Raw genomic sequence first — 25,536 nt, 5'->3', positions numbered from 1 at the left:
TGCCGAAGACGCTTGACAGTGATTCGAGGAAGTGCGATTCTCAGATTGTCCAGATATGAGAAAGGCTTCCGCGGCGGCAACGTTCGGAGGCTTTTTTCTTTTGCGGCCTATTCTCCTGCTTGCAACCTGCCGGCCCGATAGGCTTCGTAAAGCTCATCGAGACGGCGTGAAATGTAAGCGCCGAAATCCGGCGCATCGCCGGTCTTCAACGCGATCGTGAAGGAATTTCCGGCGCTCTTGATTCGGCCGGCAACCTTGCCGCCGCTCTTCGGCTTCCAGTCATATTCAGTGGCCTCGGGTTTGGCCTCTTTCTTGGCGAGCTCGGCAACCAAAAGCTCAAAACGGCGATCGCTCTCTTCTGCCACGAAACTTCCAGAAGCAATGAGCTTGGCAAGCCGAGCGGCCGTCATTCCATTCCAGTCCTGGGCAAGCGCCATCCACCTGCGTCGCCCGATGCCGGGTGCGGCTCCGACCGACCTGACGATCTCGGCGGGAATGGCTTTTGCTACGGATATCAGCTTCGATAGCTCCGTCTTGTCCGTCGACAGCGCCTTCATGATGACCGGGCGCTCAAAACCCTTGAGCTCAAGATTGAGGGCAAAGACCGCGCGCTCGATGTAAGAAAGGTTCCGACGCGCCGAATTCTCAATGCCCTGCGCGATGACGACGTCGGTATCGTCGAGCTTTCGGACGATGGCCTGTACCTTGAGGCCGAGCAACTTGACTGCCTGCAGACGGCGATGGCCGTAGGCGATCTGGTAGCGGTCCTCGTCGTTGGGATGGCGGCGAACGAGGATTGGCACTTCCTGGCCGTTCTCGGCAATCGACCGCACCAACTCATCTTCCAAATCCAGGGGCTGGTCGGCAAGGCGGTCGCGGACGAAGGAGGAGTCGATCAGATCAGGATCGAGCTCGATGATGCGTTCACCGGAGAGCAAAGCCTCCTGCATCGCCCTGCTCTCTTCCTCCATGCGGCCAAGGGTCAGCGCCATCGTCCGAACCGGCCCGGCCGATCCGCGCGAAGATTGCTCCTCGTAGTTGGCCGCGGCCAACTCCTGCGCTGTATCGTCGAATAGACCTTTCAGGCGATCGCGTCTGCTCATGCTCGACCCCAGGCTTTGTGAATACCGGCGAGCACCTCGCCATTGGCAGCATTGACCGATTCCAGCGCGCGGTCATAGGTCGAGCGGCGCACCTGCCCCTTCTCGATCTCATAGAGCGTCTGCTTGGTCAGGCCGACATCGGCGATCGCCGTCGACTTGAGAATGGTCGCCGTCAACACGTCGTCACTGAAAAGGCCGCGCAGCAGCGCGACGATCTGCGACTGCGGCGCATCGAAGGGTTCGTGACGCGTGACGACATATTTGATGAAATCATGCTGCAGGTCGCCGCCGGCCTTGCGGACGACGGAAAGCAGATCGGAAGTCATCAGCAGGAACTGCGACATGGACGCGACGTCGACCATCTGCGGATGGACGGTAATGAGCAGCGATGTGGCGGCACAAACGGCGCCAAGCGTGAGGTAACCGAGCTGCGGCGGGCAGTCGATCACCACGATGTCGTAATCGGCCTCGACCTCTGCAATGGCGATGCCGACCCGACGGAAGAACAGCTCGCCAGGTCGCTGCCGGTCGTTCAGTGCCCTTGGCGTCTCATGCTCGAACTCCATCAGTTCGAGATTGCCCGGCACCAGATCCAAACCGTCGAAATAGGTCTTGCGGACGATTTCCTTCAGCGGCTTGCGGTCCGCATCATAGCGGATTGCGCCATAGAGCGTATCGCCTTCGGAAAGATCGAATTCGGGCTGAACGCCGAGCATGGAGGAGAGCGAGGCCTGCGGATCGAGATCGATCGCAAGCACCCGGTAACCCGCCAGCGCCAGATACTGTGCCAGATAAAGCGTCGTCGTGGTCTTGGCCGAGCCGCCCTTGAAATTGGTGACGGCAACCGTCTGCAGCTTTTCGCCAGGGCGACGCCACGGCTGATAGGAAAGCGCGTCCTTCGGCTTGAGCTTGGCCATATACTGGCGCAATTCGTTGATCTGGCCGAGCGTATAGGAACGCCGGCCATTCTGGGCAAGATCCGGCTGCGGTCCCTTGCCATCCAGTGAAAGCTGGCGAAGATAGCCGTCCGAGACGCCGATCATCTGGGCCGCCTCGCCGGAGGAGAATGTTCGTAGCGTCTTTTGCGAGAGCGGCGGAAACAGCTTGTCGCGAAGCAGCTTCAGTTGCCGCGACAGCTGGTTGGCATGCCGCTCGATCCGTACATCTGTCGTCGATACGCTAATGTTGTCCAAAACACCCAATCCTTTTCGATGCGCTTTTCTGTCAACATAGCGTCAAAAAGCGTATCGAAAGTGACACGATTCGGGATTTGCAGCAACAACAGGGCTCCGATGCTACCGACAAGGCTCGGTTGGCCGCGGCCAACTCCCGTTCAGCCCTTGCGGCGACCCGGCTTTTTCGGCAAGACCGCCAGGACTCGAAGGGGAGTATCCGCTTGAAGCACATTCATATCATCGGCATCGGCACGGGCAACCCTGAGCACCTCACCATACAGGCGATCAACGCGATGAACGCCGCCGACGTGGTCTTCCTGCCGGTCAAGGGCGCCGGCAAGGAAGAGCTCGCCGAGATCCGGCGGGAAATCTGCGAACGTTATATCACCCGGCCGGCAGCCAGAATTTCAGAATTTGCGGTGCCGCAAAGGCAGACGGCAGACAAGACCTATGTGCAGAGCGTCGACGCCTGGCACGGTGAGATCGCCCGCATCTATGGAGAGCTGATCTCCGGTCTCCCGGACGATGGCAGCGGCGCCTTTCTCGTCTGGGGTGATCCCAGTCTCTACGACAGCACGATCCGCATCATCGAACGCGTGCGCCGGGAAAGCAGCCTGGATTTCGATTACAGCGTCATTCCCGGCATCACCAGCATCCAGGCGCTGGCGGCCAGCCACAGAATCCCTCTCAACCTCGTCGGCAAACCGATCGAGATCACCACAGGGCGCAGGCTGGCGCAGGACGGACTTTTGACCGACAGCACCGTCGTCATGCTTGACGGCGAACAGGCTTTTGCGAAGATCGACGATCCCGACGCCGAGATCTTCTGGGGCGCCTATCTCGGCACCAAGGACGAGATCGTCAGATCAGGGCGACTTGGCGACATCGCCACCGACATTAAGACGCTGAGGGCCGAGGCCAGGCAGCGGCACGGCTGGATCATGGATATCTATCTCCTGCGCAAGGGACGTGATTTCGAGGAATAGCGGTTCGAGCCGTTTCCATCACGCTTTGCCGGGTCGGCCGCGATCATGTAAGAAATGATCAGAGGATCGAGAATGAGCATTAAGGCCGCAAAGGCGAGCGACAGGACGGGCGAGGCGGATCTGCATGGTCGCCCAGCGGTGACGATGCGCAGGCGCGGCGCCTGCCCCGCCCTTGCCGCGCCCATGCCGACCGGCGACGGTTTGCTGGTCCGGTTGCGGCCGGCCGGCGGCGCGTTGACGCTGTCGCAGTTCGCCAGCCTTGCCCGCTCCGCCGCAGACCATGGAAACGGCATTCTCGAAATCACCGCCCGGGGCAATCTGCAGATCCGAGGCCTTCGGACTGAGACCGTCGGACAGCTCGCTGCCGATATCGATGCCGCCGGCATCACCGTGCCGGACGGGCCGGCGATCGAGACATCGCCACTGCACGGCATCGACCCGGAAGAAATATGCGATCCAGCGGCAATGGAAATGGCCTTGCGCAGCATGGTCCGTGATCAGCTAGCCTCGCCGCGCCTCGCGCCAAAACTCTCGCTCGTCGTCGACGGCGGTGGGGTCTTCGGCTTGTCGGCCCTGTCTGCCGATATCCGTATTGTCGCGCAATCCCCCGCAGAATGGCTGGTCGCGATCAATGGCGACGGTGAAACCGCAATGCCGGTCGCGATCGGTCCTGCGGAGGCGGCGATATCGGCCGTCGGCGAAATTTTGAGCCTGTTGGCGAACCTCGGGCAGGGCAGCAGGGCAAGGGATATCGATCCGGCGCTTCTGCGGGCGCGTTTTCCCGCGATGGATGGCATCAAATTCTTTCCTTCAGGCGCGGCAGGGATGCCGCTTGCCGGCTCGCACAGGCTTGAGGACGGCAAGACCATACTCGGCGTCAGGCCGGCATTCGGGCAGATGAGAGCGTCTGATCTGATCGCTTTGCTGGATCTGGCAACGGACCGCGGCGCAACAGCCATCCGGCTTGCGCCCGGTCGCGGTTTCTTCCTCATCGGGCTTTCCGCCGATACAGTGCCGGCTATGCAGATGGCCGCCGCCGGACTTGGCTTCAGCACCCAGCCTGGCGACAATACCGAGCATATTGCCGCCTGTGCCGGCGCCGGCGCCTGCGGCTCCGCTTTCTACGAGACGCGAACTCTGGCGCGCCGGCTCATTGGCGTAGCACCTGCCCTTTTCGACGGTTCGCTGACGCTGCATCTGTCCGGCTGCGCCAAGGGCTGCGCTCATGCCCGGCCGGCGCTGACGCTGACGGGTTCGGCGGAAGGTTATGGCCTCATCCTCAATGGGCTTGCCGCCGATCAGCCGGTCGAACGGATCGCTGGCGGTCGGATCGATTTCGCTATAGAGAGGCTCGCCCGGTCCATCGAAGACAACAAAGACGCTGGCGAATCGACCGCCGCCTGCCTTACACGGCTTGGCGCAACCGGCGTTTCGAAGGCGCTACGACAGGAATAGGAATGCCAGACTACGATTATATCCGCAGCGGCGATGCGATCTACGAGCGTTCCTTTGCCATTATCCGTGCCGAGGCCGATCTTTCGCGCTTCACTGACGATCAAGCCGAAATCGCCGTGCGCATGATCCATGCCTGCGGGCTGGTCGAGGCGGCGGATCATTTCCTGTTCTCGGCCGATTTCGTCAGCGCAGCACGCGATGCGCTGAAGGGTGGTGCGCCGATCTTCTGCGACGCCGAAATGGTATCCCAGGGTGTGACCCGGGCGCGGCTGCCGGCGCAGAACGAGGTGATCTGCACGCTGCGCGATCCGGCGACACCCGAGCTTGCACGCGAGACCGGCAATACGCGCTCGGCTGCCGCCATGCATCTCTGGCTCGATCGGCTGGGCGGCAGCGTTGTTGCGATCGGCAATGCACCGACGGCGCTCTTCCATCTGCTCGAACTCCTGCGCGACGGCGCCCCGAAACCCGCAGCGATCCTCGGCATGCCTGTCGGCTTCGTCGGCGCGGCGGAATCGAAGGATGCATTGGCGGAAAATTCCTACGGCGTCCCCTTTGCCATCGTCGGCGGCCGGCTCGGCGGCAGCGCCATGACGGCAGCCGCCATCAATGCATTGGCGAGGCCAGGTCTATGACGACAAGCGGCCGTCTGATCGGCGTCGGCACGGGCCCCGGCGATCCGGAGCTCCTGACCCTCAAGGCCGTGCGCGCCATCGAAGGCGCTGATGTCATCGCCTATTTCGCCAAGCAGGGCAGGGGTGGCAACGGCAAGGCGATCGTCGAACCGCTGCTGAAATCCGGGGTGACGCTGCTACCGCTCTTTTATCCGGTGACGACCGAAATCGACAAGAACGACGAACGGTATCAGAGCCTGATCACCCAATTCTACGACCAGTCTGCCAAAGCCGTTGCCGGGCATCTCGATGCCGGGCTGACCGTCGCCGTTCTCAGCGAAGGCGATCCGCTCTTCTACGGCTCCTATATGCACCTGCATGTCAGGCTTTCCACACGCTACCCGACGGAAGTGATCCCGGGTATCAGCGCCATGTCGGGCTGCTGGTCGCTGGCCGGCATGCCGATCGTTCAAGGCGACGACGTGCTTTCCGTACTGCCCGGTACGATGGCCGAGACCGAGCTGACGCGCCGTCTTGCCGATACGCAGGCCGCCGTCATCATGAAGGTCGGCCGCAACCTGCCGAAGATCCGCCGGGCGCTGGCGGCGGCCGGGCGGCTGTCGGAGGCCGTCTATGTCGAGCGCGGCACCATGGCGAATGCGGCGATGGAAAAGCTTGCCGACAGGACCGACGGCGACGCGCCGTATTTTTCGCTCGTGCTGGTGCCGGGCTGGGAGGGCAGCCGATGAGCGGCAGGCTTTTCGTGATCGGTACCGGCCCTGGTAACCCCGAGCAGATGACGCCGGAAGCGCTGGCTGCTGTCGATGCGGCGACGGATTTCTTCGGCTACGGACCTTATCTCGACAGGCTGCAGCTCCGCCACGATCAGCTGCGGCATGCCTCGGACAATCGCGAGGAGCTCGACAGGGCAGGGGCAGCACTGGCCATGGCAGCCGATGGCGCCAAGGTCTGCGTCGTCTCCGGCGGCGACCCCGGCGTCTTCGCCATGGCGGCCGCTGTCTGCGAAGCAATCGAGAACGGGCCGGCCGCCTGGCGCGCGGTCGATCTCATCATCCTGCCCGGCATCACGGCGATGCTGGCAGTGGCGGCAAGAGCAGGCGCACCGCTTGGCCACGATTTCTGCGCCATCTCCCTGTCTGACAATCTAAAGCCTTGGAAAATAATAGAAAACCGTCTTGCATTGGCGGCAAAGGCAGGTTTTGTCATCGCGCTTTACAATCCGATCAGCCGGGCACGGCCCTGGCAACTCGGCGAAGCCTTCAAGCTGTTGCGTGACCATCTGCCTGCAGCAACACCGGTTATTTTCGGGCGCGCGGCCGGGCGGCCGGACGAACGCATCGCCGTCCAGCAGCTGGCGCAGGCAGATGCGTCGATTGCCGATATGGCGACCTGCATCATCATCGGCTCGGCCGAGACACGCATTGTCACACGGCCAGGCCGGCTGGACCTCGTCTATACGCCGCGGTTCATGGCGAGGGGAAAAAACAGGTGATCGATCGCTGCCAGCGCCGCCTCGACACTGTCGACCGCCTTAACGATCGAGGCCGGGGCGCGCGCCACCATCATCACCTCGATACCGAGCAGGCGGGCTGCCTCGATCTTCGCATAGGTCGCGGCACCGCCGCTATTCTTGGCAATGATGACGTCGATGTCGTGCTGTCTCAGCAGAGCGCGTTCACCGTCCAGCGCGAACGGACCACGATCGAGGATGTACTGGACATTATCAAGCGCAAGCGCTGGTTCGACGGGATCGACACTGCGGACGAGATAGTGATGTTGCGGTGCGGCTTCCGCGTAATGGGCACCCTGCCGGCCCGTCGCCAGAAAGACATGGCGGGGGGAGGGGCCGAGCGCTTCGATGGCAGCGGGAATGCTCTGCATGTCCCGCCAGCGATCGCCCGGCCGGCGTTGCCATTCGGGACGGCGCAGAGCGATGGCAGCAACGCCAGTGGTCTCGGCCGCAAAAGCGGCATTGGCCGAAATGCGCTCGGCGAAGGGGTGCGTGGCGTCGATCAACAGGTCATATCCGCCGGCCTTCAGGAAATCGGCAAGTGCGACAGCGCCGCCGAAACCGCCGATGCGGACCGGAACAGGCTGCACGGCCGGTTTTTCGGTGCGGCCGGCAAGCGACAACAAAACATCGCAATCATCACGCGCCGCCAGCGCCTCGGCCAGCAGCCGCGCCTCGCTGGTGCCGCCAAGGATCAAGATGCGGGGTCTTCCCATGTCTGATGTCGCTCCTGCGTCCGGCCAGCGCTGGCTGACTATTATCGGCATCGGGGAAGATGGTCCAGAAGGGCTGGGCGAGGAGGCAAGAAGGCTGATCGCCACCGCGCCCGCCGTCTTCGGCGGAGCGCGCCACCACGCACTTGCTGCCTCGCTGATCACAGGCGAAAGGCTTTCCTGGCAGAGCCCGTTCGAGCGCTCGGTCGAGGCCATCCTCGAAAGGCGTGGCACGCCTGTTGTCGTGCTCGCCTCTGGCGATCCCTTCCTCTATGGTGTCGGCGCAACGCTCTCCCGCCATGTGGCGGCGGACGAGATGCGCACCATTCCCGCACCCTCGGCCTTCAGCCTTGCCGCCTCCCGCCTTGGCTGGCCACTGCAGGAGGTTGCAACGATCTCGCTGCATGGACGGCCGAGCGATCTGATCCGGCCGCATCTGCATCCCGGGCGGCGCATCATCGCGCTGACCTCGGACGAGAAGGGGCCTGGCGATCTGGCTGCCCTGCTGACTGCTGCTGGCTTCGGTCAGTCGCAACTTACCGTGCTCGAGGCGCTTGGCGGCGCTCGGGAACGGCAGAGAAGCGTCCTGGCCGCGGATTTCGACCTGCTGGACGTCAATCCTCTGAATGTCTGCGCCGTCGATATCGCGGCAGGGGAGGGGGCCCGCATCCTGCCTCTTGCCTCAGGGCTCGCAGATGAGCTGTTCGAGCATGACGGACAGATCACCAAACGCGAAATCCGGGCGATGACGCTTTCGGCGCTCGCGCCGCGTCATGGCGAACTGCTCTGGGATATCGGCGCCGGCTCGGGATCAATCGGTATCGAATGGATGCTGGCCGATCCGTCACTGAAGGCGATCGCCGTCGAGCAGTCGCCGGAACGGGCTGCACGTATCGCCCGCAACGCATCCGCCTTCGGCGTGCCGCATCTTGCCGTCGTCGAAGGTGCTGCGCCCGATGCGCTTAGGGGCCTCTCGGCGCCGGATGTGATCTTCCTCGGCGGCGGCGGTAGCGAGCCGGGTATTGTCGATACTGCGATTGCCGCACTGAAGCGGGGAGGGCGGTTCGTTGCCAATGCCGTGACGCTGGAGATGGAGGCGGTCCTGCTGGCCGAACATGGCAAGCGCGGCGGTTTCCTCACGCGGATCGAAATATCGCGCGCACAGCCGATCGGCGGCATGAGCGGCTGGCGGCCGGCGATGCCGGTGACGCAGTGGCGCTGGACGAAAGGATGACGAGATGACGGTGCATTTCATCGGCGCGGGACCAGGTGCTGCGGATCTGATCACGGTGCGTGGCCGCGATCTCATCGCCCGATGCCCGGTCTGCCTTTATGCCGGCTCGATCGTCTCGCCCGAACTGCTGCAATATTGTCCGCCGGACGCCCGCATCGTCGATACGGCGCCGATGTCGCTCGACGAAATCGAGGCAGAATATCTTCGCGCCGCTGCCGCCGGCCAGGACGTCGCCCGGCTGCATTCCGGCGATCTCTCGGTCTGGAGCGCGGTCGCCGAGCAGGTGCGCCGGCTGCAAAAACACGGCATCGACTATACCCTGACGCCAGGCGTTCCGGCCTTTGCCGCCGCAGCCTCGTCGCTTGGCCGCGAACTGACGATCCCGGCCGTGGCCCAAAGCCTGGTGCTGACCCGCGTTTCCGGCCGTGCCTCACCGATGCCGAACGACGAGACACTGGCAAAGTTCGGCGCGACGGGCGCCACGCTGGCGATCCATCTGGCCATCCACGCACTGAAGCAAGTGGTCGAAGAGTTGACGCCGCTTTACGGCGTCGACTGCCCGGTCGCGATCGTCGTCAAGGCCTCCTGGCCCGACGAGCGCATCCTGCGCGGCACACTCGCCGATATCGAGGTAAAGGTTGCGGCCGAGCCGATCGAACGCACGGCGATCATCTTCGTCGGCCCTTCGCTTGCGGCCGAGGATTTTCGCGAGAGCTCACTTTATGATCCGGCCTATCAGCGCCGGTTCAGAGGCAGGCAGTAGCTTCGGGCGAGAGGCCGCGGCCAGCGCGGCCTCTCGTGGCAATCGTCCTGCGCGCCGCCCCAACACCAATGGCGGTATCAGCCGACGCTTTGGCCAGATCTCAAACCCGCGCGCTGAGATAATCCATGCTGGCGCGCAGCGCGCCGGCCGGGTCCTTCAGCGCATGCACCTCCGCCGCGAAGGGCTCGAAGGAGAACGGGCCGTTATAGCCCGCCTGCAACAGGGCCCTGACCTGCCCGGCATTATCGAGCCGGTCGTCGCCGCCCACGAGCACGCGATGGGAATCGCGCATATCGGCAACAGCAACGGAAGGATCGTCGACGCCGGAGATGTGTACGAGGCCAGCAAGCTCGGGGAAGGTCGCCGCTTCGCCGGCAAGATGATGGTGGAAGGTGTCGTGGACGAGCCTGAAGGTCGATTGCGCACCGAGTTCCCTGATCGCCTCGGCCGCCTCGGTCTTCGAGCGTAGCGAGCAAATCTCGAAACCGAGCGGCTCGACGAGACCGATAATGCCGGCTTTCTCCAGCATCGGCTTCAATGCAGCCAGAGACTGACGCAGATTGACCTGCCGTTCGCCATCGGCGCAGCCGGTGCCGTCGTTCTTCGGAACGAGGACAAGCGCCTTGGCGCCGGAAGCGCCGGCATAATCGATCAGCTCCTGCGCTTCGGCGGCCCGGGCCGCGTTCCACTCGTTGAAGCGCTGCAGGGCGTTGATCGAAATGATCGTCACGCCATGGCGGGCAGCCGCTTGCCTGATCACTCCGGGGTTGGTTCCGTCGAGGATGGCATTGCCGGAAAGGTCGTTACGGATCTCGACGGCATCGATGCCGAGCGATCCGGCCAGCGCGAAGAAATCGTCGATGGCAAGCGACGGCGCCGCCATATGGTTGAGCGCAAAACGGATCGACGTCATGATCGGTATCTCCTCCTGATCTCCGCATCTAGGCGGAGCAGTCCTCGTGAATGGGTCAGCGAATTTCTATCCGAATTCGCGTCGCAATCCATCTGTCATCCCCAGCACCCGCTTTCATTGCTGAGAGAATATCGACCGGAATGATGGCATTCCATCATTCTTCAGATGTTCTCGGAAATATGAATCTCGAACGGTAGGAAGAGCTGTCCGGGAACAGCCGTTTCGCCGTTTTCGATGGCGCCCGTCATCAGCACCATCAACTCCTTGCAGAGGGCAGGCAGGGGAGTGCCGATCGCCATGGCGACGACATCGTCGGCAAGGCCGGCCTTGCTGTCGGGCGTCAGCTCGTTGACCACCAAGACGATCCTGCCGCCGACACTTTCTTCGCGGAATGCCGAAATTGCCCCCTCCATACCGCCGCCACAGACATAGAGGCCAACGAGATCGGGATATTTCTGCAGCAGCGTCAGCGTCGCCTCATGGGTGATCTCGGCCGTCTCGAGATTGATCAGCGTATCGACGACATCGAACTCCGGCGCATTCTCGCGAAAATAGGAACGGAAGCCGATTTCTCTGAGCTCATGGCCGTGAAAGCGGTGGCTGCCGACGAAACAGGCGACCTTGCCGGGCTTGTGTGCCGTGCGCGCAATCGTCCAGGCGGCGGTGCGCCCGACCTTGCGGTTGTTGACGCCGACATAGGCGTCGCGCACGCCGGTGGCGAGGTCGGAGAGTAACGAGAACACCGGAATGCCACGCTCCTTCAGCTCCTCGACCGCCGTCGTCACCGCGGGATAATCCGGGCCGACCAGAGCAACGGCCTGGTTGCGAGCGCCGAGCGTCTTGATCTTTTCGACGATCGCTGCCGGTGTCGCGGCCGACGGAAAGTCGATCTGCGTCTGGATGCGCGCGGACGTCAGAGCGCGCGCTGCTGTTTCGATCTCACGCACGAAGCTCTGATAGAAGGGCTGCATCGGCTTCTGCAGCAGGAAGGCGAGCTTGTATTGCGGCAGATCCTCGAAGACGCGCTGCTTGATCAGCCCGACAGCGTGATAGCCGATCGACTGTGCCGCATCATAGACCCGTCGCGCCGTTTCCTCACGCACCCGGTGGCGGGCGTTGAGAACCCGGTCGACGGTGGCGACGCTGACGCCGGAGGCGCGGGCAAGATCGGATATGGTGGGACGGCGCATCTGCGTTCCTGATGGATTCAATCATGAATGCAAGTCATTCATGATAGCTTTTGATAGATTATATCAAGCCTGCATTGAGCGCTTTCTAAAGTCAACCTATTCTCCCAGGCAAGGGCAACGGGAGGCGGATAATGGCGACCCAGACAAAGAAGCGCGACTACGACCTTCTCGGCGAAAGCGGCCGCACCGCGGTCGAAACGGGGCTGGCGGCAGCCGAATGGTATCACACCGACATTGCGCGCAAGGAGATGAAGGCGCTGATGCAGCGCTCCGATGCGCCGGCGATCCGCGACACGATCATCTGGCTCGGCGCCATGGCAACCTTTGCCGGGCTCGGCATCTATTTCTGGGGCTCGTGGATCGCGCTGCCCTTCTTCCTCGCCTACGGCGTGCTCTACGGCTCGGCCTCCGACAGCCGCTGGCACGAATGCGGCCATGGCACTGCCTTCAAGACGCGCTGGATGAACGATGTCGTCTACCAGATCGCCTGCTTCATGATCATGCGCAACCCGGTGACCTGGCGCTGGAGCCATGCGCGCCATCATACCGATACGGTGATCGTCGGCCGCGATCCCGAGATCGCCGTGATGCGGCCGCCTGATCTCTTCCGGCTGGTGCTTAATTTCTTCGGCATCCTCGACGCCTGGCATGCGATCGTCGATATGCTGCGCAATGCCTTCGGCGGCGTCAGCGCGGCGGAAAAGACCTTCATCCCGGAGATGGAGCAGCCAAAGGCAATCCGCATCGCCCGCATCTGGCTGGCGATCTATCTCGTCACGACCGCAGCCGCGATCGCCATGGGTTCGATCCTGCCGCTGATGCTGATCGGCCTGCCTCGCCTCTACGGCGCCTGGCACCATGTGCTGACCGGACTGCTCCAGCATGGCGGCCTTGCCGACAATGTGACCGACCATCGCCTGAACAGCCGCACGGTCCATATGAACCCGATCAGCCGCTTCATCTACTGGAACATGAACTACCACGTCGAACACCACATGTTTCCGATGGTGCCCTATCACGCGCTGCCGAAGCTGCACGCAATGATCAAGCACGACCTGCCGGCGCCGAACCCATCGATCTGGTCCGGCTATATCGAGATGATCCCGGCTTTCCTGCGCCAGCTGCGCAATGAGGATTATTTCCTGAAGCGCGAACTGCCGGCCACCGCGCGGCCCTATCGCGAGGAATTCCACAACGAGCTGGCCCCGGCCGCGCAATAATTACAATTCAGGGAGGACAAGATGAGCGGAAACTGGATTCAGGTCTGCGACAAGGACGAGATCGACGAAGAAGATGTCATCCGCTTCGATCACGACGGGCGCACCTTCGCGGTCTACCGCAGCCCGGACGACGAATTCTTCGCCACCGACGGGCTCTGCACGCATGAACATATCCATCTCGCCGACGGGCTTGTCATGGATGAGATCATCGAATGTCCAAAGCATAACGGCCGCTTCAACTACAAGACGGGCGAAGCCAAGGGCGCGCCGGTCTGCGTCAATCTGAAGACTTATCCTGTCAAGATCGAAGACGGTGCCGTCTTCATCTCGCTCTGAGGGAGGTTGGCGTGGTTCATTACGTCATCCTGGGCGCCGGCGAATGCGGTGCGCGCGCCGCCTTCGCCTTGCGGGAAAAGGGTTTTGCCGGCGAGATAACGCTGGTTGGGGCCGAGCCGCTTCCGCCCTATGAACGGCCGCCACTTTCGAAGGCCGGCTCCACCGATGCAAGTGATCCGAAATTTATCGCTGCGGCGGAAAAATACGTCGAAAACGGTATCCGGTTGCTGACCGGCCTCGAGGCAAGGGATCTCGATACCCCATCCAGGACCGTTACGCTTTCGGACAGTAGCGTGCTTTCCTACGACAAGCTTCTGCTTGCGACGGGTGCCGCCGCGCGGTCGTTCCCCGGCGCACCGGTAGGCAGCCGACAGATTCGTTCGCTGCGGACGCATCACGATGCGGCGGCATTGCGCGATGCCATGAAACCGGGACGGCATATCGCCATCATCGGGGGCGGGTTCATCGGACTGGAACTTGCGGCAACGGCGCGGCTGCTTGGCGCCGAGGTCACCGTCATCGAGGGGCTGGAGCGCGTGCTGAAGCGTGGCGTGCCGGAGGAGATCGCCCATCTCCTCACCGAGCGCCACCGCGCCGAGGGCGTCGATATCCGCTGCGGCGTCTCCATCGAGGCGCTGACTGCGGACAACGGACAAGCCCTGATTAGATTGTCGACCGGCGAGGCGATCGAAGCCGATCTCGTCCTTGTCGGCATCGGTGCACGGCCGAATGTCGAGATCGCCGAAAAAGCAGGCCTCGCAATCGACAATGGTATTGCCGTCGATATCCATCTCCAGACCTCCGCACCCGATGTCTTTGCGGCCGGCGACTGCTGCTCCTTTCCGCTGTCGATCTATGGCGGCCGGCGGGTGCGGCTCGAATCCTGGCGCAATGCCCAGGAGCAGGGCACATTGGCCGCGGCCAACATGCTCGGCCTTAACGAGGCCGTTTCGGCGGTGCCGTGGTTCTGGTCGGATCAGTACGACATGACGCTGCAAATATCAGGCCTTGCCGAAGGGGCTGCCACGCATCAGCGCCGCGAGCTCGGCGCAGGCGCCTTCATTCTTTTCCATCTCGACGCCGACGGACGATTGATCGCCGCAAGCGGCATCGGAACGGGCAATGCGGTGGCACGCGACATCCGGCTCGCCGAAATGCTGATCGCAGCGCACGCCCATCCGAACCCGGCAGCACTCGCAGCCAGCGACATCAAGCTGAAATCCCTGCTGGCCGCCTGAGCCGCCCGATATTTTCACCCGATATTTTCAAAGGAATTGATGATGAAAAAACATAGACGCGCAACCGTTGCCGATCTGCTTGCGGAAAAAGGCAAGCGCCAGCTCACCATGCTGCGCGTCACCTCGCTGGAGGAGGCGGACGCCGCCGAAAAAGCGGGGATCGACATCGTCTCGGTGCCGCCCTCGCTGCTCGGGCCGGTCTTTCGCGAAGCCGCCCCCACTCTCTTTGCCATTCCGGGGCTCGAATATGGCGACCATGTTTCGGCCGAGGACTATCTGCGTGCGGCCTTCGCGGCGCTGAAGGCGGGCGGCGATGCGGTCTATTGCGCTGCAAGCCTGCAGACGATCCGGCGCATGCGCGATGAAGGTATCCCCGTCTGCGGCCATCTCGGGCTGATCCCTTCGAAGGCCACCTGGACCGGCGGCTTCCGCGCCGTCGGCAAGACGGCAGCGAGTGCGGCCGAGATCTGGCGGCAGACCAAGGCGCTGGAAGAGGCCGGCGCCTTCGCCGCCGAAATCGAAGTCGTCCCAGGGGATGTCGCTGCCGCCATCAGCCCCAACACCTCGATGCTGATGATCTCCATGGGGGCAGGCAGCGGTTGCGACGCCCAATATCTCTTCGCCGACGACGTGCTAGGCGCCAATCGCGACCACTATCCGCGTCATGCCAAGATCTATCGCGACTTCGCCGCCGAACACGACCGGCTGCAGCGCGAGCGCATCGCCGCCTTCACGGAATTTGCCGAAGACGTCAGAACCGGCGCCTATCCGGAAAAGCGCCATCTCGTCGGTATCGACGACGCTGAACTGGAGATCTTCCTGCAGCGGCTGAAAAGCGAGACGGGCAAGAGCTGAGGGCAAACGAGCTCTCTTGCCTCGATGATGTGGGAAGCGCCGCAAAGGTGCTTCCTCTCCATTGGCTTCCGTCCCGGCCTGTGTCAGGAATTATCGGTTCGATTCATTCGGAACGGAGTATTCGGTCCCCTGTGACGATCGGCTTTGCGCATGCGGAATTGATTGCGGTGCTCGTCGCGGTGACGGGGGACGAACCGCGCGTGATGACCATCCGCTCCGGCAACGCGCTGCCGTCGGGACCTTTCGAAATGGGGCATCGAACCCTGCAATCGGGCCTGCGCGAATGGGTGCAGGAGCAGACGGAACATCCCGTCGGCTACCTCGAACAGCTCTATACCTTCGCCGACCGTGACCGGAACAACGACATCCCAGGCGGACGGACGATCTCGATCAGCTATCTCGGCCTCGTCAACGAGCAGTCGGGCGCCGGCCGGCCGGGATGGCACGGCTGGTACGAATATTTCCCCTGGGAAGACCACCGGCAGGGCCGGCCAGCCGTGCTCGACGAGATTATGGCGCGTCTGAGGAGCTGGGCAGATGCCGATCCGGCAAGGCGTGACCATCGCCATCGCCGGGCCGATTTCACCTTCGGCCTTGATGGCGGCGGCTGGAACGAGGATCTGGCCCTGCAGCGTTACGAACTGCTTTATGAGGCGGGGCTCGTCTTGGAAGCCGGATGCGGGGCGGAGGCCAATCTCGGCCACGCGATGTTTGCCGATCACCGCCGTATTCTCGCAACCGGGATCGCCCGGCTGCGCGCCAAGATCAAATACCGCCCTGTCGTCTTCGAACTGATGCCGGAAAGCTTCACGCTGCTCAGGCTGCAGCGCACCATCGAGGCGCTGGCGGGGCTGACGCTGCACAAGCAGAATTTCCGACGCCTCATCGAACAGCAGGATCTCGTCGAGGAAACCGGCGGAACCGAAAGCGAAACCGGCGGCCGGCCGGCCAAGCTTTTCCGCTTTCGCCACACCGTGCTCGAAGAACGGGCGCTGGCCGGAACGAAATTACCGCTCTCCCGCAATTGACATATGCTCACGGTGAGAATATCTCTTTGCCTATGATATGCTCATATAGAGCATAATTAGGAGCCGGTCATGAATTACCCTGTTTCCGCATCCTCGCTCTACGAGCGCGTCAGTCGCGTCATTCCCAAAGCCGAATGGATGACGTTCGAAAATGACGTCGACGCTATTCTCGAGCTCAAGCGCCGCCGCAACGCCGTCATTCTCGCGCACAACTATCAGACACCGGAGATCTTCCACGGCGTGGCCGATATCGTCGGCGACAGCCTGGCGCTCGCCCGCAAGGCGATCGAGGTCGACGCCGATGTCATCGTGCTTGCCGGCGTGCATTTCATGGCCGAGACCGCCAAGCTGCTGAACCCGGAGAAAACCGTGCTGATCCCGGATCTCGGCGCCGGCTGTTCGCTGGCGGATTCGATCACGCCCGAAGATATCGCGCTGCTGCGCCAGGCCCATCCCGGCCTGCCCATCGTCACCTATGTCAACACCTCGGCCGCGGTGAAGGCTGCCTCCGACATCTGCTGCACCTCGGGCAATGCCAAGCAGGTGGTGGAATCGCTCGGCGTACCGAAGGTGCTGATGATCCCGGACGAATATCTGGCGCGCAACGTCGCCCGCGAGACCGATGTCGAGATCATCGCCTGGCATGGCCATTGCGAGGTGCACGAACTCTTCACCGCCGAGGACGTGCGCCAGCTGCGCGAAAACCATCCGGGCGTCATCGTGCTCGCCCATCCCGAATGCCCGCCCGAGGTGGTGGCCGAAGCCGATTTCGCCGGCTCCACCGCCGTGATGTCGGACTATGTCGGCCGGCAGAAGCCGGCGCGCGTCGTGCTGCTCACCGAATGCTCGATGAGCGACAATGTCGCCGTGCACCATCCCGACGTCGAGTTTATTCGACCCTGCAATCTCTGCCCGCATATGAAGCGCATCACGCTGGCCAATATCCGCGCCGCACTCGAGGAAAACCGCCACGAGGTCACCGTCGATCCGGCAATTGCGGCGGCCGCGCGCCGCGCCGTCGAGAGGATGCTGGCGATATGACCGAGCTTCTCGAGCAGCTATCAGGACGCACGGTGATCGTCGGCAGTGGGCTTGCGGGATTGATGACCGCGCTGACACTGGCGCCAGAACCTTCCGTGATCGTCACTCGCGCGGCTCTTGGCGCGGAGACGTCGAGCGCCTGGGCGCAGGGCGGCATCGCCGCCAGCATGGGCGCCGACGATAGCGCGGCACTGCATCTTGCCGATACGCTTGCGGCCGGCGACGGGCTCTGCGATCCGGGCATTGCCGCTAGCATCATTGCCGAGGCGCCGGCGGCGATCGCCGCGCTGGAAAAAGCCGGCGTCCGCTTCGACCGGAATGCCGCCGGCGAACTTTCGCTGGGGCTGGAGGCGGCCCATAATCGCCGCCGCATCGTCCATGCCGAAGGTGACGGCTCGGGTGCGGCGATCATCGGCGCGCTGATCAATGCAGTGATGAAAACACCGGCTATATCCGTGCTCGAAGGTTTCGAGGCGCGGCGAATTTTGATGGACGGCGAAAAGGTCGCCGGCCTGCTCTGCGCGACCGCGAATGGCGCCGCCATTCTGCCGACGTCAAGGGTGGTGCTCGCCACCGGCGGCATCGGCGGGCTTTACGACGCGACCACCAATCCGATCGGCAATTTCGGCCAGGGGATCGCGCTTGCAGCAAGGGCCGGTGCCGCGCTCGCCGATATGGAGTTCGTCCAGTTCCATCCAACCGCACTCGATTCGCGCCGCCGCCCGCTGGCGCTGATCAGCGAGGCGGTGCGCGGGGAGGGGGCTTTGCTCGTCAACGAACGAGGCGAACGGTTCATGGCCCGCATTCCAGGTGCCGAACTTGCGCCGCGCGACGTGGTGGCGCGGGCGATCAGCGCCGAAATCGCCCGCGGCGGACGGGTCTTTCTCGATGCCCGCGATGCTCTCGGCAGCCGATTTGCCACGCGCTTTCCTGTCATCTCGACCCTTTGCGGCGAGGCCGGCATCGATCCGGCGAAAGACCCCATTCCTGTGCGCCCGGCCGTTCACTATCACATGGGCGGGGTTGCCACGGATGCAAATGGCCGCAGCTCGGTTCCCGGCCTCTGGGTCGCCGGAGAGGCGGCCTCGACCGGTCTGCACGGGGCAAACCGGCTTGCCAGCAACTCGCTGCTGGAAGCGGCTGTCATGGGCATGCGGGCGGCGCGCGACATATCAGGCGTGCCCGCAAGTCCCGCCAGCGCGATCTTCGCCGAGAGACTGCCGGCGCTGGCCGATGCATCGCTCGTCCGGCCGATCGTCTCGCGCCATCTTGGCGTGCTACGCAATGCCGGTGCCATTCATGGCGCCATCGCCGCCCTGCTGCCGCTTGCCGAAGGCAGCGGCCCGGCCGCCGATCCGGCCATCGTCGCGCTGCTGATCGCCGTCTTTGCCAGCCTGCGGATGGAATCGCGCGGCGCCCATGCCCGCACCGATTTTCCGCTGAAGCTCGCCAATGCCAACCGGCGCCAGATGTGCCTTTCCGACGTTCTGGAGATCGCCCGCGCGACGCCGCCCTATGCCCTTGCAAGGAGTGCCTGAGATGAGCCTCGTTCCCCTTCCGCGCCTGATCGTCGAGCCTTTGGTGCGGGCAGCTTTGCTCGAAGATCTGGGTCTTGCGGGCGATATCACCTCGGCCTCCGTCATCCCCCACGATCACCGTTCGACGGTGGTGATGGCGGCGCGTCAGCCGGGCGTGATCGCCGGTCTCGATGCCGCCGAACTCGCCTTTTCCCTCGTCGATCCCGAGATCGTCATGCGCCGCCATCGTCAAGATGGCGACGCGGTCAAGCCTGGCGATGTGATCGCCACCATCGAAGGCCCCTCGCGTGGCCTGCTGAGCGCCGAGCGCACCGCGCTGAATTTCCTCGGTCACCTCTCTGGCATCGCCACAGTGACGGCAGGGATCGCCGCCGCCATCCGCGGCACCAAGGCATCAGTCGCCTGCACGCGCAAGACGACGCCCGGCCTGAGGGCACTGGAGAAATATGCGGTGCGGGCCGGCGGTGGCATGAACCATCGTTTCGCGCTTTATGACGCGGTGCTGATCAAGGATAATCACGTCGCCATCGCCGGTGGGGTCACGGAGGCGATCCGCCGGGCGCGGGCAGGCGTCGGCCATATGGTGAAGATCGAGGTCGAAGTGGACACGCTCGATCAGCTGCGTGAAGCGATGGAGACCGGCGTCGACGCCGTGCTGCTCGACAATATGACACCTGATCAGCTGCGCGAGGCCGTCGCCATCGTCGCCGGCCGGGCGATCACCGAGGCATCCGGCCGCGTCACGCCGACAGCGGCCGCCGCAATCGCGGCATCCGGTGTCGACCTCATTTCGGTCGGCTGGTTGACGCACAGCGCCCCGGTGCTGGACATCGGGCTCGATTTCGTCGAAGCCGCGACGGCAACGGAGGTTAGCCCAAAACGGATTGCACAGGTGCTGTGACCCTCAGTGTCCGTCCGACAATTCAGGAAGCTCGGGCAAATGCATGACGAGGATCCATGATGGATGCGGCGTAAAGCCAAGGCCTTGGCGGAGTTGGTCGCTTCCGGTCTTTCCTCAGCCGGCGGCTTTGGCTGATCCAGGCGAAGAAGCGCTGTGCGTCGCTGAACCGCCTCTGCAACGAAAGGGAACCTTTGAAAGGACGAGGGGTTATGCGCCACATCACTGCTGGAGACATGGCAAATGTACATCGTTGTTGGCGGGACGGGCCACGTCGGCTCCGCCGTGGCGCAGACGCTGCTCGACGAAGGCGAAGCCGTCACGATCGTTACTCGAAATTCTGACAAGGCCGGTGCATGGCGACAGCGGGGCGCGGAGGTCGCCGTCGTCGACGTCCACGACGTGACGTCGCTGCGTGAGGTGTTCCGTCGTGGGAAGCGGGCCTTCCTCCTGAACCCGAGCGCTGACATATCGAGCGATACGGATCGGGAGGAACGCGAGACCGTGCGCTGCATGCTCGAGGCGATCGAAGGATCTGGGCTGGAGAAGGTGGTGGCGCAATCAACCATGGGCGCGCAGCCAGGCGAGAAATGCGGCGATCTCAGCGTTCTTTACGAACTGGAAGTCGGCCTGAGGAACCAGCCGGTTCCTGCCAGTGTCATCCGCGCAGCCTACTACTTCAGTAACTGGGGTACGATGCTGGGGGCCGTCACGAGGGACGGGGTGCTAGCGACCATGCTCCCTGCAGACCTCAAGCTCCCAATGGTCGCGCCGGAGGATCTAGGAAAGGTGGCGGCGCGGATCCTGCAGGAGCCGATCGAACGGATCGGCATATACCCCGTCGAGGGGCCGCAACGGTACTCCCCCAACGATGTCGCCGCAGCCTTCGCTGCCACCCTTGGCCGGGCCGTTCGCGTCGACGTGATCCCGCGCGAAAACTGGGAAGACGCATACCGCGGTTTGGGCTTTTCCGACGCGGCGGCTCACTCATATGCAAGGATGACGGCTCTCACCGTCGATGGTCCCGAATATCCCGAGGATGCTATTCGAGGATCGACCTCGCTGCAGGCCTACATAGACAAGCTTGTTCGCGACTGATCCTAACGCGTCGGGATGGACGAACAGAGAAGGCTAGACCGCCAAAAGCCACTTGGTTGCCGGGTCCGGTCGTCCGCAGAAGGCGCTTCCAATCAGGCCTAAGACACTTTCTTGGAACCCCCATCGACCCGATCACTCAACCCATACTCGGACGGGCACTCAGGCTCACGCCGCTAATAACCTGCCCCCACGACACGCAACTCGCATCCTCACGGAAGTGTTGGCAAAGCATTTCCTCCCCGTGTGGCGCGCGAATATGCAAATATTCGATGAAACTTCTTCTTTTTAAAGCAAAACCGCTATGCGTCTGGCTCTTATGGCCCTAACATGTTTTTGATTGGCCGGCGCGCTTGCGCGCCTCGGCTTTCAGGGGTGAGAACCGAGATGCAACGGACATCCGGCAGATGCTGACGAACAGGCTATGCCTGCTCGGAAGACCGCGATTGCTGGCGGCGGGGAGGGAGCTCCCCTTGCCGGAGAAGTCGTATTTTCTCCTTGCCATGCTCGCCGCCGAACCCAATGTCGAACTCGACCGCGAAACCGTCAGGCGGCAGCTCTGGCAATCGGAGCTGCCGGAAAAACGGGCCGGCAGCCTGCGCCAGCTGCTGGCGCGCATCGAACTGAGCATTCCCGCCGGCCTTCCACCGCTGCTTGCCGCGACCCGAACCCATATCGGCCTTGCCGATGGCTGGGAGGTCGACGTTCATATCCTGAAACAGAAAGGGCCACTCGCACCCGAAGACGGCGGCCTGCTGAACGGCGAATTTCTCGACGGCGTCAAATCGCCGACGCAGGGCGCCGAGGACTGGCTGACCTTTGAGCGCCAGCGTGTCGACGAATTGCGCTCCGCCCATCTCACCCGGCTGATCGAGACACCGGAAGACAGATCGGATGACGAGCAGGTCACGCTCGCCAGGCGCCTGCTGGAACTCGACCCTGCCAGCGAGACGGCCTATCGCGCCTTAATGCGCACCTATGTCCGGATGAACGATCCGGCAGCGGCGCGTCAGGCCTATCTGAAGTGCAAAAGCCAGCTGAAGGACGACTTCGACACCGAGCCGGAAGAAAGCACCACCGCTCTTGCCCGCGAGCTCAACCTGGTGCCGGCGGCACAGGTGACGTCAGCCCAGCCGGCGCCTGATCTGTCCATCAATTCGGTCGGCCAACCACGCATCATCATCCTGCCGCCGGAAAGCATCTTCACCGATCCGCTGATGGAGCGCGTCGGCAGGGCGCTTCTTGAAGACGTCACCATCGGCCTCAGCCAGCAGCGGGGCTTCAAGGTGATCGCGGCGCATACCAGCCTGGAGATCCTCAGCCGTTCGATCGATCCGTCGCGTGCTGTGCCCGGTCCGCTCGACCTGCGCTTCGACTATGCGGTCTACGTCACGATCCAGGGCCGCGACGAGGATGTCTATGCCACTTGCCGTCTGACGCGGACGACGACGTCGGAGGTGATCTGGGCCGTCGAACTGCCGCTGGTCATGCAGAAGATCAGCGAATCCTTCGCGCATCTGACGCGGCGGATCGTCTCCTCGCTCGCCGACACGATCGAGCGTCACGAACTGGCGATGCCGATCGGCGACGCGCCGCCGTCAGCCTACCGTCTCTACCTGGAAGGCAAGCGGCTGATCGCCCACACCGACCTGCAGCATCTGCGCCAGGCACGCAAATGGTTCAAATCCTCGCTCAATCGTTATGAACATTTCTCTGCCGCCCATGCCGGCATGTCGCGCGCGCTCGGCATGGAATGGCTGATCCGCGGCATGCGCGACAAGGAACTGCTCGACGAGGCGAACGGCGCTGCCCGGCAGGCGCAGCAGTCCGACCCGAACAGCGGCCGGGCTTACCGCGAGCTCGGCTTCGTGGCGCTTTATCGCCGTCGTTTCGACGAAAGCCTGGAATATTTTCAGCAGGCCCAGGATCTCAATCCCAACGATGCCGACATCCTCGCCGACTATGCCGACGCGCTTTCCCATGATGGCGATTTCGATCGAGCGCTGGAGCTCAGCCGCGCTGCCTTCAAACTCAATCCGCTGCCGCCGGACTATTATTACTGGAACCTCGGCGGCATCCACTTCATGCGCGAAGAGTATGAAATGGCGATCGAGGCGCTGGAACCGGTGAAGACGAAGCAGGCGACAGCCCGCCTGCTCGCTGCCTCGCATGCCATGGCGGGCGAGACGGGCAAGGCCAGGAACTACGCCAGGGTGGTACTGGAAAACTTCCCCGATTTCCGCAGTGAGGACATCCGTCATTTCGTCCCCGATCGCGATCCCGCCTATACGGAACCGCTCATACAAGGCCTGCAACTTGCCGGACTTCCCTGATGCACCGCCTTTTAACGAAGCCTGTAACGCTTAAATGACGCAGGCAATGTTTCCCTCCGATGGTTAACGGCAGCAAGGCGCTGTCTAACCAATCGGAGATGAAACATGAAGACGAATGCTGACACCACCGCAGCTCAGACACAGTCACTGCGCTTCTCTGCAGCCGCCAAGGCAGCCATGAAGCAGGACGAGCTCAACGTTTCCGCCAATGCGCTCGAGAGCCTGACGCATGCGCTGAGGTTCCGCTAGGGAACAGATCGGTATGTCTGCTTTCACCGACCTTGAAACGCTTGCCGGTGACCTTAAACGATCATCGGCCGGCGTCAGCGACTACCATGACCGCGCCGTCACGCCGGCGCAGACCTTGGCAGCCATCAGGCCGCATCTGCGCGAATTCGGCATTACGCGCGTCGGCCTCCTGACTGCACTCGACGTTTTGAACATCCCCGTCGCCTTCGCAACGAGGCCGAACAGCCATACGCTCTCGGTCTTTCAGGGCAAGGGTATCGATAACGATGCCGCCATGGCCTCGGCGGCGATGGAGGCGGTCGAGACGCGGATCGCCGAAATTGCCCCCACCGACATGACGCAGGCAACGATCGAGAACATGCGGGCGGAGCATGCCGCGATGATCGATCTCGACAATGTCGCACGCTGCGCTCCCGACGAAATCGGACGAGCTCCCATCCCCTGGTGCTCCGGGCTCGACATTCTTTCGGGCAGCAGCGTCTTCGTGCCCTGGTGGCTCGTCGGTCTCGACCATCGCGGCGAGAGGCCGCCCGGCTTCGAGCAGTCGAGCGATGGGCTCGCCTCCGGCAACACCCCGTCCGAAGCGGTCCTGCATGGGCTTTGCGAGCTGGTGGAGCGCGACGCCTGGGCCCTGACCCAGCTGAAGTCGCCCGAGCGCCTGAAGGAGAGCCGCATCAACCCCGCCTCCTTCGGCGATGCGGTCATAGATGTCATGACCGACCGGATCACCCGTGCCGGCATGAAACTGCTGCTGCTCGACATGACGACGGATATCGGCGTTCCCGCTTTTCTGGCCGTCATCATGCCAGGCAACATTTCAGACCGTGTCGACGCGCGCTGGTCGCATGTCTGCGGTGGCTGCGGCTGCCACCCCGATCCGGTGCGCGCCGCGCTGCGCGCCATCACCGAAGCGGCGCAGAGCCGGCTGACCGCGATTGCCGGCAGCCGCGACGATTTCTCGCCGCGCATCTATCAGCGGCTCGACAGGAGTGCGGCGATGCAGCAGGTGGTCGAACTGTGCGAGGGCGACGGCCGGATGCGCTCGTTCCACGCCCGCGATCGCCGCCCGGCGACGATCCAGGACACCATCGGCCATATTGCCGACCGGCTGGCGGCAACCGGCATCGAGCAGATCGTCGTCTTGCCGTTTCCGCACCCGGCCCTGCCGGTCTCCGTCGTCAGGGTGATCGTGCCGGGACTGGAGGTCGATATCTCAGGCCAATATATCCAGCTCGGCCTGCGCGCCGTCAACACCATGAGAGGAGCCGAATCATGAAGGTGCTGTTCGTCGGCCCGAGCCTCGGCAGCGATCTTGCCGCAGCAAGAGCCATGTCCTCCCGCATCGATTTCCGGCCGCCGGCGGCTGCCGGCGACATCCTGAAGGCCGTTCAGGACGGCGCCACCGCGATCGGTCTCGTCGACGGCTATTTCGGCGATCTGCCCTCGGTCTGGCACAAGGAAATACTTTACGCACTCGAACATGATGTCGCCGTTGCCGGCGGCGCCAGCATGGGCGCGCTGCGGGCAGCCGAATGCGCCCCCTTCGGCATGGTCGGGCTCGGCTCGATCTTCGAAGATTACGAGTCAGGGCGGCTGCTCGACGACGAGGCCGTCGCGCTTGTGCATGCGCCGCAGGAGCTCGGCTGGCTGCCGCTTTCCGTACCCTGGGTCGATTTCGAGCCGACCATCGATGCGCTTCACGCCGTTGGCGAAATTTCGCTCGCCGAGCGCAAGAAACTCCTGCTTGCCGGCCGTTTCCTGCATTTCTCCGAGCGCACCTATGCGAAGGTGGCCGACGAGTGCCATTTCCGCAAGCCGCGCCGCGACCACATCCTCGCCGCCATCCGGGGGAACCGCGTCGAGCGCAAGCGGGGCGACGCGTTATTGGTGCTGGAATGGCTGTGCCTGGACAAATTCCGCCCTATCAACCGTGACTGGCGCTTTGCCGCGACCTCACACTGGGAACTCCTGCACGCCGAAGTCACGCGCAATGCGGTTCCTGTAACGCTTGAATAACGGTCGCGGCGG

The 25,536-nt window shown here is 63.2% G+C and carries 25 protein-coding genes; 20 read left to right on the top strand and 5 right to left on the bottom strand.

The features are described from left to right. Nucleotides 1-107 precede the first annotated feature (107 nt). Nucleotides 108-1,103 carry a plasmid partitioning protein RepB gene (gene repB / locus AC245Y_RS27375; RefSeq protein WP_012763582.1) on the bottom strand — a complete coding sequence of 332 codons (996 nt, stop codon included), beginning with the start codon at nt 1,101-1,103 and terminating at the stop codon, nt 108-110. Next, a complete protein-coding gene (gene repA / locus AC245Y_RS27370; RefSeq protein WP_026157659.1) occupies nt 1,100-2,296 on the bottom strand; it encodes a plasmid partitioning protein RepA in 1,197 nt (398 codons plus the stop codon). The genes repB and repA overlap by 4 nt, the downstream gene beginning before the upstream one ends. Before the next feature lie 203 nt (nt 2,297-2,499). On the opposite strand from repA, the gene cobF reads away from it, so the two are divergent. The 5 genes from cobF to AC245Y_RS27345 all read left to right on the top strand — a co-directional run bounded on the left by cobF (nt 2,500) and on the right by AC245Y_RS27345 (nt 6,846). After that, nucleotides 2,500-3,264, top strand: a complete 765-nt coding sequence (cobF, locus tag AC245Y_RS27365) for a precorrin-6A synthase (deacetylating) (RefSeq protein WP_017996852.1) — start codon at nt 2,500-2,502, stop codon at nt 3,262-3,264. A gap of 72 nt (nt 3,265-3,336) precedes the next feature. Beyond that, nucleotides 3,337-4,719 (top strand): precorrin-3B synthase, encoded by a 1,383-nt coding sequence (cobG, locus tag AC245Y_RS27360; RefSeq protein WP_017996853.1) that lies wholly within the window; start codon nt 3,337-3,339, stop codon nt 4,717-4,719. Nucleotides 4,720-4,721: 2 nt separating this feature from the next. Further along, entirely contained in the window at nt 4,722-5,354 is a 633-nt protein-coding gene (locus AC245Y_RS27355) for a precorrin-8X methylmutase (RefSeq protein ID WP_012763586.1), read from the top strand. Then, nucleotides 5,351-6,082, top strand: a complete 732-nt coding sequence (locus tag AC245Y_RS27350; RefSeq protein ID WP_017996854.1) for a precorrin-2 C(20)-methyltransferase — start codon at nt 5,351-5,353, stop codon at nt 6,080-6,082. The genes AC245Y_RS27355 and AC245Y_RS27350 overlap by 4 nt, the downstream gene beginning before the upstream one ends. Beyond that, entirely contained in the window at nt 6,079-6,846 is a 768-nt protein-coding gene (locus AC245Y_RS27345; protein ID WP_017996855.1) for a precorrin-3B C(17)-methyltransferase, read from the top strand. Before AC245Y_RS27350 ends, AC245Y_RS27345 begins: the two co-directional genes overlap by 4 nt. On the opposite strand, the gene AC245Y_RS27340 is transcribed toward AC245Y_RS27345, so the two are convergent. Next, nucleotides 6,807-7,580, bottom strand: coding sequence for a cobalt-precorrin-6A reductase (locus AC245Y_RS27340; protein ID WP_017996856.1), 774 nt, complete (start codon nt 7,578-7,580; stop codon nt 6,807-6,809). The genes AC245Y_RS27345 and AC245Y_RS27340 overlap by 40 nt on opposite strands. On the opposite strand from AC245Y_RS27340, the gene AC245Y_RS27335 reads away from it, so the two are divergent. After that, nucleotides 7,579-8,811, top strand: a complete 1,233-nt coding sequence (locus AC245Y_RS27335) for a bifunctional cobalt-precorrin-7 (C(5))-methyltransferase/cobalt-precorrin-6B (C(15))-methyltransferase (RefSeq protein WP_017996857.1) — start codon at nt 7,579-7,581, stop codon at nt 8,809-8,811. The genes AC245Y_RS27340 and AC245Y_RS27335 overlap by 2 nt on opposite strands. Before the next feature lie 4 nt (nt 8,812-8,815). Further along, nucleotides 8,816-9,574, top strand: a complete 759-nt coding sequence (cobM, locus tag AC245Y_RS27330) for a precorrin-4 C(11)-methyltransferase (RefSeq protein WP_017996858.1) — start codon at nt 8,816-8,818, stop codon at nt 9,572-9,574. Nucleotides 9,575-9,674: 100 nt separating this feature from the next. Here cobM and AC245Y_RS27325 read toward each other — a convergent pair whose 3' ends face one another. After that, a complete protein-coding gene (locus tag AC245Y_RS27325) occupies nt 9,675-10,487 on the bottom strand; it encodes a TIM barrel protein (RefSeq protein ID WP_017996859.1) in 813 nt (270 codons plus the stop codon). 161 nt (nt 10,488-10,648) lie between these two features. Next, nucleotides 10,649-11,677, bottom strand: a complete 1,029-nt coding sequence (locus AC245Y_RS27320; RefSeq protein WP_017996860.1) for a LacI family DNA-binding transcriptional regulator — start codon at nt 11,675-11,677, stop codon at nt 10,649-10,651. A gap of 131 nt (nt 11,678-11,808) precedes the next feature. Between AC245Y_RS27320 and AC245Y_RS27315 the strand changes: the two genes are divergently transcribed. The 13 genes from AC245Y_RS27315 (at nt 11,809) to AC245Y_RS27255 (ending at nt 25,524) form a co-directional block, all read left to right on the top strand. Continuing rightward, nucleotides 11,809-12,897: a fatty acid desaturase family protein gene (locus tag AC245Y_RS27315; protein ID WP_017996861.1), complete on the top strand. Its 1,089-nt coding sequence runs from the start codon at nt 11,809-11,811 to the stop codon at nt 12,895-12,897. Between the two features lie 21 nt (nt 12,898-12,918). Continuing rightward, nucleotides 12,919-13,233 (top strand): MocE family 2Fe-2S type ferredoxin, encoded by a 315-nt coding sequence (locus tag AC245Y_RS27310; protein ID WP_003548266.1) that lies wholly within the window; start codon nt 12,919-12,921, stop codon nt 13,231-13,233. Nucleotides 13,234-13,244: 11 nt separating this feature from the next. Beyond that, a complete protein-coding gene (locus AC245Y_RS27305; protein WP_017996862.1) occupies nt 13,245-14,471 on the top strand; it encodes an NAD(P)/FAD-dependent oxidoreductase in 1,227 nt (408 codons plus the stop codon). Between the two features lie 39 nt (nt 14,472-14,510). Continuing rightward, entirely contained in the window at nt 14,511-15,326 is an 816-nt protein-coding gene (locus tag AC245Y_RS27300) for a 3-methyl-2-oxobutanoate hydroxymethyltransferase (RefSeq protein ID WP_017996863.1), read from the top strand. A gap of 29 nt (nt 15,327-15,355) precedes the next feature. Continuing rightward, nucleotides 15,356-16,354, top strand: coding sequence for an NUDIX hydrolase (locus AC245Y_RS27295; RefSeq protein ID WP_017996864.1), 999 nt, complete (start codon nt 15,356-15,358; stop codon nt 16,352-16,354). Nucleotides 16,355-16,423: 69 nt separating this feature from the next. Next, nucleotides 16,424-17,395, top strand: coding sequence for a quinolinate synthase NadA (gene nadA, locus AC245Y_RS27290; RefSeq protein ID WP_017996865.1), 972 nt, complete (start codon nt 16,424-16,426; stop codon nt 17,393-17,395). Beyond that, nucleotides 17,392-18,933 (top strand): L-aspartate oxidase, encoded by a 1,542-nt coding sequence (locus AC245Y_RS27285; RefSeq protein WP_017996866.1) that lies wholly within the window; start codon nt 17,392-17,394, stop codon nt 18,931-18,933. Before nadA ends, AC245Y_RS27285 begins: the two co-directional genes overlap by 4 nt. Next, a complete protein-coding gene (nadC, locus tag AC245Y_RS27280; protein ID WP_017996867.1) occupies nt 18,911-19,834 on the top strand; it encodes a carboxylating nicotinate-nucleotide diphosphorylase in 924 nt (307 codons plus the stop codon). Before AC245Y_RS27285 ends, nadC begins: the two co-directional genes overlap by 23 nt. 240 nt (nt 19,835-20,074) lie before the next feature. After that, entirely contained in the window at nt 20,075-20,929 is an 855-nt protein-coding gene (locus tag AC245Y_RS27275) for an NmrA family NAD(P)-binding protein (protein WP_017996868.1), read from the top strand. Between the two features lie 404 nt (nt 20,930-21,333). Continuing rightward, nucleotides 21,334-23,259, top strand: coding sequence for an AfsR/SARP family transcriptional regulator (locus tag AC245Y_RS27270; protein ID WP_050563551.1), 1,926 nt, complete (start codon nt 21,334-21,336; stop codon nt 23,257-23,259). 105 nt (nt 23,260-23,364) lie between these two features. Further along, the gene (locus tag AC245Y_RS27265) at nt 23,365-23,508 is read left to right on the top strand and encodes a hypothetical protein (RefSeq protein WP_012763602.1); all 144 of its coding nucleotides are present in this window, start codon (nt 23,365-23,367) and stop codon (nt 23,506-23,508) included. 13 nt (nt 23,509-23,521) lie between these two features. Next, nucleotides 23,522-24,784 carry a YcaO-like family protein gene (locus AC245Y_RS27260; RefSeq protein ID WP_017996870.1) on the top strand — a complete coding sequence of 421 codons (1,263 nt, stop codon included), beginning with the start codon at nt 23,522-23,524 and terminating at the stop codon, nt 24,782-24,784. Next, the gene (locus tag AC245Y_RS27255) at nt 24,781-25,524 is read left to right on the top strand and encodes a TfuA-like protein (RefSeq protein ID WP_012763604.1); all 744 of its coding nucleotides are present in this window, start codon (nt 24,781-24,783) and stop codon (nt 25,522-25,524) included. The genes AC245Y_RS27260 and AC245Y_RS27255 overlap by 4 nt, the downstream gene beginning before the upstream one ends. Nucleotides 25,525-25,536 lie beyond the last annotated feature (12 nt).

Source organism: Rhizobium sp. SRDI943 (assembly GCF_057653695.1).
The sequence above is the reverse complement of the archived record's forward strand: the minus strand, read 5'-3'. Positions and strand labels throughout refer to the sequence as shown.